Here is a 15014-nt window from a genome sequence, read left to right as displayed (position 1 = left end):
TTCAGTGTCATGATGCGTTTGCCGCAGTTCGGTTTTCCAGTACATAACCCATACCACGTACCGTGTGGAGTAGTTTCACTGTGTAAGGGGTATCAATTTTATTACGCAGGCGCTTAATGGCGACTTCCACCACATTGGCATCGCTGTCGAAATTCATATCCCATACCTGTTCTGCAATCATCAGTTTGGACAAGATCTCGCCCTGATGACGCGCCAACAGGCTCAGCAGGGCAAACTCTTTTGCCGTCAGGTCGATACGTTCGTTATTGCGTGACACTTTACGTGAGATAAGATCGATATGCAGATCATCAATACTGATATGGGTAGGATCGGTGTTATCACTGCCACGACGGCGGATTAACGCCTGTATTCTGGCGACCAGCTCAATCAGAGAAAAAGGTTTTGGCAGGTAATCGTCAGCACCGCAACGCAGGCCACGTACTCGTTCGTCTACGGAGCTGCGGGCCGACAGCATCAGCACGGGCGTTTGTTTGCTGGCACGCAACTTTTCCAGCACGGAATACCCGTCCTGTCCCGGCAGCATGACATCCAGCACAATGGCATCGTAGTCATACTGCAATGCCAGGTACAGCCCTTCAATGCCGTCATGTGCGACATCAACGGAAAAACTCAGCTCACTCAGAGCCCGGCTAATATATGACGAGGTTTTTTCCTCATCTTCAACGAGAAGCAGACGCATGCCATTCACCTGGGGAATTAAAACACGCTATTGTAACCTGGTTTGACCGTCACCTCGCTGACAGTAACCTGACAATTTTGTCAGGAGGAAACGGTGGCACTTTGTGGTGTGTCAGGCGCGGTTTTGCAGGTAAACATTCAGGTGTACATTCACGGCATTAAGCAACGGTGTAACCACACCATGCTGTGCCGCCCGGCGCACCAGGTCACCAATGATTTGTTCCGCTTCAATAGTAAAACCATGGGTTAAATCGCGGTACATCGAAGAAGTCAGCGGGGTATCCGGGTTGGTGAGAAATTCTCGTGTTGAGTTAATAACTTTCTCGCGGCCTTGGTAACCACAGGCTTCAATCACCGCCAGCACTTCCGCAAATACCGACTCAATAAATTCGCGCCCACCGGGTGCATGGGCAATTTGTTGTGTGTTGCCACGGGCGAGGCAGGTTACGGAACCGAGTGTACTGAGTAGCAGCCATTTTTCCCATAAGTCGCTCTGAATTGCCTCAGAAAAAACAGTATCAAACCCACAGTCGCGCAGTTGGGCATCCAGCTGTTGCAGGCGTTCGCTGTTATTGCCCGGCAGGTTGCCATAGAACAGCGTGTGCAGGCGCGAAAGCTGGATAATTTCACCTTGTTCACCCAGAGTGGCATGGATTTTACACAAGCCGCCAATAACTGCATGTTTGCCAAACCGTTCCTGAAGAGTCTCAATATGCCGCATGCCATTAAGAATGGGGATAATCAGCGTGTTTTTACCCACTGCTGGTGCGATATCTGCCATCGCCTGCTCAAGGCCAAAGCTTTTAACCGTAAGCAGAATCACATCCCAGGTTCCACTCAGTTGTTGCGCGGTGACCAGCTTCGGTTCCAGTGTGACATCTCCATACGGGCTTTTCAGCATCAGACCCGTTTTCTGTAATTGCGCACAACGTTTTTCACGCACTAAAAAGGTGACATCCCGGCCTGCCAGCGCCAAACGTGCACCGAAATACCCGCCCGTAGCCCCTGCACCTACTACAAGAATTCGCATCGCTTTACCTGCTTTATTGGTTGTCAGACCCTGCCTACCATAAAGCCAGCTCTGGCCGGGCGCTATACCAAAACAGGCTTTTTTAAATTTTTGTTCAGGGGCTGTTCGCCCTGGCGCAAAAACTATTGAGGCACGCTTATTCCGGCCGTATTTCATTTCATTCTGATGCGCCCTATGGATATTGGCTGTTTTGCAGAATCAGGCAAAGTTTTCGCAGGAATGGGTGTTGTTCAGCAGTGGACAGCCTGCTTATACTCTCATACTGTAAATTACATCTGTGTTGTTACCAGTAATCCAAATTAATTTGAGTACGCTAATATACCCCACATTTTGTCAATTACAGTCTGTCTACCGCTTGTTTAATATATACCTGTTTTCTGATTTTTCTCAATAAAGCATTAAATGATAAAATTTGTGGGTAATTAATACTTAAGCGCACTGATTGCCAACCTGTATTTCTGTGTTGTGGTAAATAAGAATATCCCACTCAATACCTGCCGTTGTGAGCAGAGCTGTGCAACGGGAGAAAAACTATTCGTGGCAGATTATGTGGGTGATGAATAATCGAATTAATGAGTTTTATGCATAACATTGTTCCATTGCCAGGGGGTAATCGGTTTTTATTGTTATGCTAAGATACTTCAACTGATAATTATTTTTTGCTTTTTGTGCTTTATAATTTTTTTTGATTAGGGAGTGAATAATGCAATCCATCAAATTATTACTGGCAGCAATGCTGGTATTCACCAGTATTGGTCACGCGTTCGCCATTGAAGAGGTTCAGTCATGTGAAGGGCGGGTTGCCATGGGCAGTGTCAGTGCTTCAGGCGAGTTAACGCTGGATGACTTAACAGCCGCATTGAGCCATAAAGCACAGGCCGCTGGAGCCTCATCATTTCGCGTTGTTTCTGCTGGTGGCAGAAATACCTTAAATGGTGTCGCTGAACTCTACCAATAACCTTATCTGACTGAAAAACTGGCGCAGGCCAGAAGGGGCCATTTTGCTGTTAATCAGGCGAAAGGGCTCAGGCTGCGCGCTTCATTTTAATTTCCTGAATAATGAAGGTGGATATGATGGCGCTACAACATGATGTTATTCATCTGATTATGTCGTGGATTGATGAGAATATAGACAAGCCGTTGAAGATTGACGATGTGGCACGGAGGTCTGGCTATTCCCGCTGGCATTTACAGCGGCTGTTTTATCAGGAAACACGCCAGACACTCGCCAGTTATATCCGCGACAGAAAACTTGAATATGCGGCGAATGACTTAAAAGATCCTGAACAATCTATTCTGGAAATTTCATTCCGTTATGGATTTGATTCCCAGCAATCTTTTACCCGTACATTTTCCAGGAAATACCATATGCCGCCAGGCTCATGGCGGAAGAAATACCAGTATCACTCACAAGAATAATTATCGCACAGATTCACATTGAGGATGACCATGAAGAGATATGGGGTGAATTATCCCAGGACTGCCTTTGGGTTAAGTTTACTTGTTGCCTCCATCTTGCTGGTGGCTTGTAACAGGCAGCAACCAGAAGAACCTCAGGGGCAGGCTGTTAATGTCGGGGTGACCCGGTTAAGTGCTTCAACCATACCTGTGACTACCACATTACCGGGCCGTATAGTGGCTTACCGAACCGCAGAGGTACGCCCGCAGGTTTCTGGTATTGTGCTGAAACGATTCTTCACTGAGGGCAGTGATGTCACAGCTGGAGACATGTTGTACCAGATTGACCCGGCACCTTATGAAGCCGCACTGAACCAGGCGCAAGGAAGCCTTGCGCAGGCTCGCGCGCAGGCACGTATCGCACACATTACACTCAGCCGCTACCAGAAATTATTGGGCGCCCGGTATGTCAGCCGCCAGGAATATGACCAGGCAAGTGCCGCGGCACAACAGGACGATGCCTCAGTTGCCGCCGCTCAGGCTGCTGTGAACAGTGCGCAAATTAACCTCGAACGAACCAAAGTTACTGCCCCGGTTTCTGGCCGTATTGGCCGGTCTTTGTTTACCGAAGGCACGCTGGTTCAGAACGGCCAAAGCGATGCGCTGGCGACCATTTCGCAAATTGACCAGGTGTACCTGGATATGACCCAGCCCGGTAATGCTTTCCTGGCACTGCGTCAGGCAAATGCCAGTGGGCAGGTAGTTTCCGGGAAGGGTAAAGCCGCGGTCGATGTGCTGGTGGATGGGCACCCACAATCTCTGCATGGTCAGCTTGATTTCGCCGATGTCACTGTGGATAAAACCACCGGGACTATCACGCTACGCGCCACAATATTGAACCCGCAGCACAGCCTGTTGCCCGGCATGTTTGTAAAAGGCCGGGTTGATGAAGGTATTCGCCCGGATGCATTGCTGGTGCCGCAAGCAGCGGTCACCCATACACCGCGTGGCGATGCATCAGTTTGGGTCGTAGACAGCCAGAACAAAGCCGAGACTCGCCAGGTCGATGTTGAGCAGGCGCTGGGAGATAACTGGCTGGTATCAAGTGGCCTGAAAGCAGGCGATACCCTGGTGGTCTCGGGAGTACAAAAACTCCGCCCAGGCGTACTGGTGAACCCTCAGCCCGTCACTACTCCCACTCAGGCAAACCAGGGGTAACAGGATCTCTTATGTCTAAATTCTTTATTAACCGTCCCATTTTTGCCTGGGTGCTGGCTATCATCATAATGCTGGCAGGGGGGATCTCGATTTTGAGCCTGCCTGTTGAACAGTACCCGGATGTGGCACCGCCAGCAGTGCAAATCCGTGCCACTTACCCTGGCGCCGATGCCACCACACTGCAGAACTCCGTCACTCAGGTTATTGAACAGAACATGAACGGGCTGGACGGGCTGATTTATATGTCCTCCAACAGTGATTCTTCTGGCGTGTTGCAACTGACACTGTCGTTCAAAAACGGCACCGATCCGGATATCGCTCAGGTTCAGGTACAAAATAAACTGCAACTGGCTATGCCGTTATTGCCTGCTGAAGTTCAGCAACAGGGGATTTCGGTACGTAAATCTTCCAGTACGTTCATGATGGTTGTTGGTTTTACCAATAACAACGGCCACATGACTCAGCAGGATATTTCCGACTATGTGGGGTCGCATATCAAAGACCCGATCAGCCGTATTGATGGTGTGGGTGATACCACGTTGTTCGGTTCGCAATATGCGATGCGTATCTGGCTGAATCCGGAAAAACTCAACAGCTTCCAGTTGACTCCTGTGGATGTGGTCAGTGAGTTGGAATCGCAAAACACCCAGATTGCCGCCGGGCAGTTGGGCGGCACACCAGCGGATAAAGACCAGCAACTGAACGCTTCTATCATTGCGCAAACCCGCCTGACCTCGCCGGAGGAGTTTGGCAATATCCTGCTGAAAGTGAACAGCGATGGTTCCCAGGTGCGCCTGAAAGATGTGGCGCGCATTGAGCGTGGCGGTGAAGATTACCAGTATATTGTACGGATCAACGGTAAACCCGCCTCTGCTCTGGGGATACAACTGGCAACCGGGGCAAATGCACTGGATACCGCAAAAGCCGTGCGTGATGAGCTGAATGCCCTGAAACCCTATTTCCCGGCAGGCATGGAAGTCGTTTATCCGTGGGATACCACGCCGTTTATCCAGATCTCCATTCATGAGGTGGTCAAAACCCTGTTTGAAGCCATTGTGCTGGTGTTCCTGGTCATGTTCCTGTTCCTGCAGAACCTGCGGGCGACACTGATTCCTACTATCGCCGTACCGGTAGTATTGCTGGGGACATTTGGTGTGCTGGCGGCTTGTGGGTTCAGTATCAACACCCTGACCATGTTCGGGATGGTGCTGGCAATAGGTTTGCTGGTGGACGATGCCATTGTGGTAGTAGAAAACGTCGAACGGGTGATGGCCGAAGAGGGGCTGTCACCCAGAGCGGCAACACGTAAATCCATGGGGCAAATTCAGGGCGCGCTGGTGGGTGTGGCACTGGTGTTATCTGCTGTGTTTGTACCCATGGCGTTTTTTGGCGGTTCGACCGGGGTTATTTACCGGCAATTCTCTATCACCATTGTGTCTGCCATGGTGCTTTCCGTACTGGTGGCACTGATTCTGACCCCTGCATTGTGTGCAACATTGCTGAAGCCTGCCAAAGGCGGGCATGTTGAACACAAAGGCTTCTTTGGCTGGTTTAACCGCCAGTTTGAGCGCAGCGCTAACCGGTATACTGCGACTGTCAGCAACATGCTTTCTGCCACCGGGCGCTATATTGTGGTCTATCTGTTTATTGTCGGCGGGATGTGCGTACTGTTTATGCGCCTGCCAACCGCATTCCTGCCCGACGAAGACCAGGGCGTTATCGCGACTCAGGTGATTTTACCCGCTGGGGCTACACAGCAACGTACCCAGAAGGTGCTTGAAAGCGTTGCGGATTACTACCTTGGCGACGAGCGTAAAAATGTCCGGTCTGTGCTGACTGTTGGCGGTTATGGTTTTGCCGGGCGTGGTCAGAACATTGGGATTGCCTTTATTGGCCTGAAAGACTGGTCACTGCGCGAAGGTTCAGACAACCACGTTCCCGCAATGGTAGCGCGTGCTAATGCGGCATTCTCCAAAATTCTGGATGGTAATGTTGTGGCATTTAACCTGCCAGCCATTATTGCGCTGGGCAATGCCACCGGGTTTGACTTCGAGTTAACCGACCAGGCCGGGTTAGGGCACGAAGCGTTGATGGCGGCGCGTGACCAGCTCCTGAGCATGGCAGCGCAACACCCGGATGTGTTAAGTGCAGTGCGCCCCAATGGCCTGAATGATACACCTCAATATAAAGTGACCATTGATCAGGAAAAAGCCCGTGCGTTGGGGTTATCGCTCCCGGACATCAATACCACCTTGTCTACCGCCTGGGGCGGCAACTATGTGAACGATTTTGTGGATGGCGGCAGGGTTAAGCGTGTTTACGTCATGAGCGATTCGCATTTCCGCATGATGCCAGATGACCTGAATGACTGGTATGTGCGCGCCAGCAATGGCGAGATGGTACCCTTCGCCAGTTTCTCTTCGGCTAAATGGATTTACGGTTCACCGCGCCTGGAGCGTTACAACGGGTTGTCTTCGGTGGAAATTCTGGGGCAACCGGCTCCGGGGCGGAGTTCGGGCGAAGCAATGGCGATGATGGAACAACTGGCGAAACAATTACCTCAGGGTATTGGCTACCGCTGGACCGGGATGTCTTACCAGGAAAAAATGACCGGAGACCAGGCGCCGGCACTGTATGCTTTGTCACTGATTGTGGTTTTCCTGTGCCTTGCCGCGCTGTATGAAAGCTGGTCGATTCCGTTCTCGGTGATGCTGGTGGTTCCCCTTGGCGTGGTGGGGGCGTTGCTGGCAACCACTATGCGCGGGCTTAACAATGATGTCTACTTTGTGGTGGGCTTGTTAACCACCATCGGGCTGTCAGCGAAGAACGCAATCCTGATTGTTGAATTTGCCAAAGACCTGATTGAAAAAGAAGGCAAGTCGTTACTTGAGGCAACCATCGAAGCATCACGCATGCGTTTACGCCCAATTCTGATGACCTCACTGGCCTTTATTCTCGGTGTGCTTCCCCTTGCTATCAGCAACGGTGCAGGTTCAGGGGCACAGAATGCTGTAGGAACCGGGGTGATTGGCGGGATGATAACGGCAACAGTGCTGGCAATCTTCTTTGTGCCTGTCTTCTTTGTCATTGTACGCAGGCGGTTTAACAGTCCCCGCCCGGTTGATGACGAAGATGAGAAGATGTAATTGCCGCAGGTGACCGCTTAACCGATAAAACAAACCGGGAAAACGAAACGTTGCTCTGTGGTAGTTGGAGCAACGTTTTTTAGTAAAAAGCACTCCGTAAATTGGGCTGGCGGTATGGTTTATTGCATGCTCTGCTAAGGTATTAACAGCAAACGAACCGTATCTGTTTTTTTATTGAGTGGCAGCAGGGCGTGGTGCCGGAATAAGCGCCTGCTGCCAGATGTGTGTGAGCCACAGCAGTGACTGCGCTTGTCAAAACTCCTTCTGCCCGCCCAACTCAATGACATTGTCTACCGGAATCATGAATTGTTCGTGAGTACGCAAGGCATTACGTTGCAAGAATAAAAATATCCCTCCACGTAACTTGCGTAACCCTGCGCGTTTTTTCATTACAAGCGTGTCATGCGCAGTGAAGACAGAAGTGTCGTTTAATTTCATGATAAGCCCCTCCAGACCACACAAGTGCAGGATCTCTGGCATTGCAGGGGTTTCCTGCCAGCCATAGGAGGCTGTAACCAGCCAGAAGCTGGATGACAATTTTTGTATAACCAGACGCTGCTGGTTAGCCACTCTTGGGGCATTGGCTGTGTTGATGTGCAAAAAGACAACCCGTTCATGCAATACCCGGTTATGTTTCAGGTTGTGCAACAGTGACTGGGGAATCTCATAAGGCTTGCGCACCAAAAAGATAGCCGTTCCTTTAACCCGTTTTGGCGGTGATTCCTCCAGTGAATTGACCAGATTCTGGAGACGTTGTGGGTCATTTCCCAGCCGGTGGATAAGGCGCGCCCGCTCGGTATACCAGATAAGCATGATGGCCAGCATGGATAATCCCAGTACGACAGGGATCCATCCACCGGAAAATAATTTCCCAAGGTTGGCTAAAAACAGTGGAATATCCACAGCCAACATGGTTATCAACATGAGAGAGGTAACAAATCCAGGCCAGCGCCATTTATGCCGGGCAATGATAACAAGCAGGCAGGCTGTCAGTACCATTGTACCGGTAACCACAATGCCATAGGCAGAGGAGAGTGCCGAAGAGGACTTGAAGACCACGACCACAACCGTGACAGCGGAGAACAGAATCCAGTTAACCACCGGGATATAGATTTGCCCGACCTCTCTTGAGGAAGTAAATACCACTCGGGTTGGTGGTAAAAAGCCCTGGCGAATGGCCTGATAAGTCAGGGTATAAACACCGGAGATGACTGCCTGAGCAGCAATAATGGTGGCAAAGGTAGAGATAATCAATAATGGGATTTGTGCCCAGTCTGGTGCCAGAAGGTAAAAAGGGTTTTGTACCGCATCCGGATTATGCAGGACCAGCGCACCCTGGCCAAAATAGTTGATAACCAGCGCAGGCATTGCAATCAGCAACCATGCCAGCCGGATGGGATTTTTACCAATATGTCCCATATCTGCATAAAGTGCCTCCGCACCGGTGACTGCGAGCACCACCATCCCGATAGCGGCAAGGGATAATGACGAGTACAGGCGGAAAAACTCAAATGCGTAAATGGGGTTGAGGGCGTGTAAGACGGTTGGGTTAATTTGTATTCCCCGCACGCCTAACACCGCCAGCGAACCGAACCATACCAGCATAATCGGCCCGAAAATTTTACTGACTTTTTCAGTACCATTACGCTGGACAAGAAACAGTGCGGCAAGGATGCAAATTGATGCCGGAATGATATACGTTGCCAGGGAAGGTGCAATAATTTCCACACCTTCAATTGCTGACAGCACGGAGATTGCTGGCGTAATAATGCCATCTCCATAAAAAAACGCCCCGCCAGTCAACCCGGCCAGCAGGATAACTTTTCCTGCCGCTCCGGTAATCGTTTTTTGGGCCAGTGACATTAGTGTCAGGATCCCGCCTTCACCATCGTGGTCAGCCCGCATGACAAAACCAGCATATTTGATAGTGACTATAAGTGTAAGTGCCCAAAAAATGAGTGAAAGAAATCCCATGACACCCGCCTGGGTTGGTGCGCCATTAGGAAGAACTGACAGGCACTGCTTGAGTGTATAAAGTGGGCTGGTCCCTATATCGCCAAAAACGATACCTGCAGAAGCCATAATTGCAGCAGGCAGAGACGGTTTATGCGCCGTAGGCATTTTTCATTATTACCTGTGAAAATATTTGTATAAAAAATAATCGCATGGAGATGCGAATAATGATTTCCAGCGTGTAAGCGTTACTGAAGTCGCTGAACTACACAAGCAAAAATGCAAAATAAGTGTGTCACGTTATTTTAGTGAAGATTAGGGGATTTCGTTGTTAATGATGGCAGGAACAGAGGGGAAAGATGTTCGGTATTCAGATAGAAAACCCCCTGCAGGCAGGGGGAGTGATAACGTTGCGTGAGCCGGGTTTAACTTAGAACTGGTAAACCACGCCCATTGCCACGACATCGCTGGTGCTGACACCGGCAGCGCGGGAGAAATCACTGTCGTCTATCATGTTGATTTTGTAGTCAACAAACGCATTCATGTTTTTGTTGAACGCGTAGCTGGCACCCAGGTCAACAAACTTGATCAAGTCCTGCTTGCCATAAGCAACACCATTGGTGCCGGTAGATGCACCCAGTTTAGAGGCACGAGTCTGGTTGTACGCAACGAACGGAGTTAAACCGAAGTCGAAGGTATAACCCGCGTAGGCTTCAAAAATCTGGGATTTGTTCGCGTAACCATAGACATCGCTATCAGAAGAACCGAAGCGGGAGGCATTGTAGGCCTGGGTGTACATAACAGCCAGGTAAGCGCCATTGGCTTCATATCTCAGGGCGGCAGCGTAGGCTTCCGCACGGTCGCCGTTACCCATTACCGCTGCATTATTCTGGTCAGTAGTACGGTCAGAAGAGAAGAATGAACCCGCCACGCTGACACCTGCGCCAATATCATAGCTCAGGGACATGCCGTAACCGTCACCATTCTGGCGCAGCACGTCACGCGCACCCGGTTCGCCTGCGCCACCATTTTTACCCTGGTACTGCATGGCGAAGTTAAGTCCGTCAACCAGACCGAAGAAATCGTTATTACGCCAGGTCAGCAGGCCATTACCACGGTGGAACATGAACTGGTCAGAGTTATAGGTCATGCCATCGAACTCTGGCTGCATGTCGGTGTAAGACAGCGTATCGTACAGCACACCGTCGCTACGGCCATAATCCAGAGAGCCATAATCGCCAAATTTCAAACCCGCGTAGGCGAAACGCGTAAACATCTGGTCGTGTTGATCTTCGGAAGTATTGGCATTTGCCTGCATTTGCCAACGGCCATAACCAGTCAACTGGTCATTAATTTGGGTTTCACCTTTAATACCAAGACGCATGTAGCTCTGGTCGCCATCCTGTGAATTATCATTAGAGATATAACGCATACCTTCAACGAAACCATCCAGATCCAGTTTGTTGCCGTCTTTATTGTAAATTTCAGCTGCATGTGCCGCTTGAGCTGCAATCAGGCTGGTGAGCAGTACGCCCAGAACCTTACGTTTCATATTTAACCCTCTGATTATTGCCACTGTTTTATTTGATGTGTTTCCCCGATTTCGATAAAAGCAGGCACAAGAATAGCGGTATTAGCACTATTCATGGCTGTAATTCCTGCAGTTATAAATATCCGGGCTGCACATATTCGTTGATTGCAAAAGAATCATAAAATAATACGAATTGTGCATGGCGATTATTTCGCAGACACAGATTTATCATTCTGTGTCAGGTTAAGTAAACAATCATTTAGAATGTTCGCACACATTGATAAAAATAATGTGGAACTATTTCAAATTGGGCGATGGCGCACAGATTGATAATATTTACGCAGGGTGTGGGAGTACTATTTTCTCCGTTATTATTACCCTTTGTTAGCCTGGTTTATTGTTGGCTAATCATGGTTTTCTTTCTGTGTCCGCAGATTATCTGCCGGTGAAACACCCGGCAGTTTTTATTTATTTGTGCTGCTTTGGGGTTATTTAAATCTCCGAAGGGATTAACTGTGCGAGAAATAAAATATACATTTATTGCGGTGGTTAATTCAGGTAATTAACTTAATAAGCATCGTGGCCCGGGAGGAAAACAGCAATAGCATGTTTAAAACGCCAGGTAACGTGACGGTAATGCAGTGATGCCACGCACCTATGCCGGAAAGGGCACAAATGCGTGGCTATAACCCTAAGCTGTTAACACCAGAATCAGGGTGTAACCTTACCCAGTACACTATCCTGCTGGCAGCTTTCACCGGCAGCAATCTGGATTGACAGCACTCCGCTGCTGGCTGCAAGTACCGGCACTTCCATCTTCATGGCTTCCATTACCGCCAGGGTCTCGCCTTCACTGACTGTTTCGCCGGAGGTTTTAAGCCAGCGCTGCACAAGGCCGGAGATGGGCGCAGTGACTGCACCGGCAACCTGTAATGCACGGGGCGCTTCACCGGCGCTTGCCGGAACAGCACTGGAGGCAGCCTGAAAACTGGCCGGGAGAGCCAGTTGATGGCGGCGCCCGTCAATTTCAATCCAGCAACGCTGTAGTGGGGCATTGCCGGGGGGGAAAGGGCGCACCTGTACGGCAAGCTCAGCAGAGAAATCAGTTTCAATCCAGCGTGTATGGACGCTAAAGGTTCCGGTAAAATCCGGAGAATTGAGTACCGCTTCATGGAAAGGAAGCACCGATGCCACGCCTTCGATACGAAAAGCGTTGACGGCCTGGCGGGCGCGCGCCAGCGCCTGGTCGCGGTCGGGCGCCCAGATAACCAGTTTCGCCATCAGTGAATCATAGAAGCCAGAAATGGTGTCTCCCTGGGTAACGCCGCTGTCTACGCGCACCCCTGGGCCACCAGGCAGATCAAAGCGGGTAATCGTGCCTGGTACCGGGAGAAAACCTTTTGCCGGGTCTTCTGCATTAATACGCAGTTCAATGGCGTGGCCGCGCGGAACCGGTGGCGTGGTGATACTCAATGGTAACCCCTGGGCAACGCGTAGCTGTTCTTTGACCAGATCCAGACCGCTGGTTTCTTCAGTTACCGGGTGTTCAACCTGCAAACGGGTATTGACTTCAAGAAACGACAACACGCCATTGGCACCCAGCAAAAACTCTACCGTGCCTGCGCTGCGGTAACCGGCACGCTGGCAAATAGCCTGTGCTGCACTGGCAATCTGTGATTCGATTTCAGCACTGAGAAAAGGGGCCGGGGCTTCTTCTACCAGCTTTTGGTTACGGCGTTGCAGGGAACAGTCGCGGGTTCCCACTACGACTACATGGCCCTGTTCATCGGCGATAACCTGCGCTTCAATATGGCGCGGGCGGTCGAGATATTGTTCAACATAGCATTCACCGCGCCCGAAGGCTGTCAGCGCTTCACTGACGGCTGACTGGTAAAGTGTGCTGATTTCCTCACGTTGCCACGCCACTTTCAACCCACGCCCGCCGCCACCAAAGGCGGCCTTGATGGCAACGGGCAGGCCGTGTTCATCGGCGAAGTGAATCACGTCTTCTGCGCAAGAAACCGGGTCTGGCGTACCTTTAACCAGCGGCGCGCCAACCGCCATGGCAATTTTCCGCGCCTGGACTTTATCTCCCAGTTGCTCGATGGTTTCCGGGCGCGGGCCAATCCAGATAAGCCCGGCGGCTTCCACGGCACGGGCGAACTCAGCTCGCTCAGACAAAAAGCCGTAACCCGGATGCACCATGGTGGCTTCACAGCGGCGGGCAACGTCGATCAACTGTTCGATATTCAGATAAGTCTCTGCCGGGCTGCTTCCGGGTAATGCCCAGGCTTCACCGGCCAGGCGGCAATGCAGGCTGTCGGCATCCGGGTCTGAATAGACCGCGACACTGGAAAAACCGTATTCATGGCAGGCCCGGATAATGCGAACCGCGATTTCGCCCCGGTTAGCGACGAGCACTTTGTGCGGGGGAACGGTGGCAACAGCACTCATTCTTCATACTCCTCAAAAACAGTAAAAGGGCGAATGGCCCGAAAGCGAATCCGGCAACCTGGCGGTAACTGGCCAGCAATATCAAGGTGGTAGTGGGCGACCGCGCCAATCACCGGGTAACCGCCGGTTAATGGGTGATCTGCCAGAAACAGAACCGGTTGCCCGTTCGCCGGAACCTGGATGGCACCAATGCAAGTACCTTCACTGGGCAATTCGCGGTTGTCACTGCGGGTAAGGGGGAACTCGCCCTGTAACCGCAGGCCAATGCGGTTGGATTGTGGCGTGACCTGCCAGTACTGGCTGGTGAGCCGGGTCAGCGCTTCGTCGCTGAACCAGCCGCAGCGTGGCCCGGGGATGATATCCAGCGTGATAGTCTCACTGGGTGCAGGTAATAAAGGCAGGCCCATGGCTGCAGGCTGTACCGCACTGTGTGGCGGCGTGTTGCCTGCATACAGGTGAGTGCCAGCCTGTAATGGTTCCGGGCCGACTTGCGCGAGAGTATCACGCGAGGCACTGCCCAGTTGTGGCGTAACGGCCCAGCCGCCACGGCGCGCAAGGTAACTACGCACGCCGCGTGCTGGCGTTCCCAGCCGTAACTGGTCGCCAGCTTCTAGTGCCAGGGGCGCTTCTGCGCTGGCGGTAAAATGTGTGCCGTCTGCACAGCTAACCATGACCGGGCAGGGTGCGCCTGTCAGCGCAACGACCATTGGGGCAAGAATACTGGCGCTGAACCCACCGGCAGTAATTTCCAGTGCGGGCAGGTGGCTTGCGTTGCCAACCAGCCAGTTGGCGCGCCGCCAGGCGGCCTGATCAAGCGCGCCAGAAGGGGATATCCCCATGCTTGCCTGGCCTGCGCGCCCGGCATCCTGAAACAGGGTTTGTAAACCTGGTGAGGTCACTGACATTACTGCGCTACCGGAAACCGGTTGTTGCAGGGGCTGTGGTTTTACCACCGGCACACAGACCGGAGAGCGAGTGGCATCGACAAACTGTACCTGCATGCCGGGTTGCAATAACGCGGGCGGCTGTCTGTCCAGGGAAAACAGTGTTTCTGCTGTGCGGCCAATTAATTGCCAGCCTCCGGGGCTTGCGTGAGGGTAAATACCGCTGAATTCCCCGGCAAGGCCAACGGAGCCTGCCGGAATACGGGTGCGAGGGCTGGCGCGGCGGGGAACCTGGATACCGGCTTCGCGAGAAACAAGGTAAGCAAAGCCCGGAGCAAAACCACAAAAGGCCACCTGCCACAAAGAGCCAGTGTGGCGCTGAATGAGTGTCTCAACACTTAACCCGAGGTATTCCGCCATTTCGCCCAAATCATCACCAGTATATTGAACGGGTATGTTGACTACTTTGCCTGCGCGCTGAACTTGCGCCTGGCCGTCGAGCTGGCGAATGGCAGCAGATAACTGGCGGCCCTGGGTGAGTGTTGGATCAAAATGGATAAGCAGGGTACGGGCTGCAGGAATGATTTCTTCCACACCCGGCAATGGCGTAGCCTGTAAGGCGGCGAACACAGCCAGCGTGTCATCCAGTGTGTCCAGCTCCACTAAAAAACTGGACAGGCTGCAAGGTAAAAATCGCACGT

General features: G+C 51.6%; 10 protein-coding genes. 4 read left to right on the top strand and 6 right to left on the bottom strand.

The annotated features are described in order from the left end of the window. Positions 1 to 7: 7 nt before the first annotated feature. Positions 8 to 700 carry a heavy metal response regulator transcription factor gene (locus MPHASIOC01_RS10645; RefSeq protein WP_064594517.1) on the bottom strand — a complete coding sequence of 231 codons (693 nt, stop codon included), beginning with the start codon at positions 698 to 700 and terminating at the stop codon, positions 8 to 10. A 111-nt stretch (positions 701 to 811) separates the two neighbouring features. Further along, positions 812 to 1729, bottom strand: a complete 918-nt coding sequence (gene panE, locus MPHASIOC01_RS10640; protein ID WP_353614575.1) for a 2-dehydropantoate 2-reductase — start codon at positions 1727 to 1729, stop codon at positions 812 to 814. 703 nt (positions 1730 to 2432) lie between these two features. Here panE and MPHASIOC01_RS10635 point away from each other — a divergent pair. From MPHASIOC01_RS10635 to MPHASIOC01_RS10620, 4 genes are all read left to right on the top strand, one after another. Beyond that, on the top strand, positions 2433 to 2687 hold the full coding sequence (locus MPHASIOC01_RS10635) for a DUF1471 domain-containing protein (RefSeq protein ID WP_082917811.1): 255 nt from the start codon (positions 2433 to 2435) through the stop codon (positions 2685 to 2687). A gap of 116 nt (positions 2688 to 2803) precedes the next feature. Next, the gene (locus tag MPHASIOC01_RS10630; protein WP_064594515.1) at positions 2804 to 3148 is read left to right on the top strand and encodes a helix-turn-helix domain-containing protein; all 345 of its coding nucleotides are present in this window, start codon (positions 2804 to 2806) and stop codon (positions 3146 to 3148) included. 30 nt (positions 3149 to 3178) lie between these two features. Beyond that, positions 3179 to 4345, top strand: coding sequence for an efflux RND transporter periplasmic adaptor subunit (locus MPHASIOC01_RS10625; protein ID WP_353614574.1), 1167 nt, complete (start codon positions 3179 to 3181; stop codon positions 4343 to 4345). An 11-nt stretch (positions 4346 to 4356) separates the two neighbouring features. Further along, entirely contained in the window at positions 4357 to 7491 is a 3135-nt protein-coding gene (locus MPHASIOC01_RS10620) for an efflux RND transporter permease subunit (RefSeq protein WP_353614573.1), read from the top strand. Between the two features lie 252 nt (positions 7492 to 7743). On the opposite strand, the gene kup is transcribed toward MPHASIOC01_RS10620, so the two are convergent. The 4 genes from kup to MPHASIOC01_RS10600 form a co-directional block, all read right to left on the bottom strand. After that, positions 7744 to 9612, bottom strand: a complete 1869-nt coding sequence (gene kup, locus MPHASIOC01_RS10615) for a low affinity potassium transporter Kup (RefSeq protein ID WP_064594510.1) — start codon at positions 9610 to 9612, stop codon at positions 7744 to 7746. Between the two features lie 262 nt (positions 9613 to 9874). After that, on the bottom strand, positions 9875 to 10996 hold the full coding sequence (gene ompC / locus MPHASIOC01_RS10610) for a porin OmpC (protein WP_353614572.1): 1122 nt from the start codon (positions 10994 to 10996) through the stop codon (positions 9875 to 9877). Positions 10997 to 11686: 690 nt separating this feature from the next. Beyond that, a complete protein-coding gene (locus MPHASIOC01_RS10605; protein WP_353614571.1) occupies positions 11687 to 13429 on the bottom strand; it encodes a biotin carboxylase N-terminal domain-containing protein in 1743 nt (580 codons plus the stop codon). Then, on the bottom strand, positions 13426 to 15012 hold the full coding sequence (locus MPHASIOC01_RS10600) for an urea amidolyase family protein (RefSeq protein WP_353614570.1): 1587 nt from the start codon (positions 15010 to 15012) through the stop codon (positions 13426 to 13428). Before MPHASIOC01_RS10600 ends, MPHASIOC01_RS10605 begins: the two co-directional genes overlap by 4 nt. Between the last annotated feature and the right edge of the window lie 2 nt (positions 15013 to 15014).

The sequence above is a fragment of the Mangrovibacter phragmitis genome, from assembly GCF_040429585.1.
Lineage (GTDB): Bacteria > Pseudomonadota > Gammaproteobacteria > Enterobacterales > Enterobacteriaceae > Mangrovibacter > Mangrovibacter phragmitis.
This window is presented reverse-complemented; position numbering and strand designations above follow the sequence as displayed.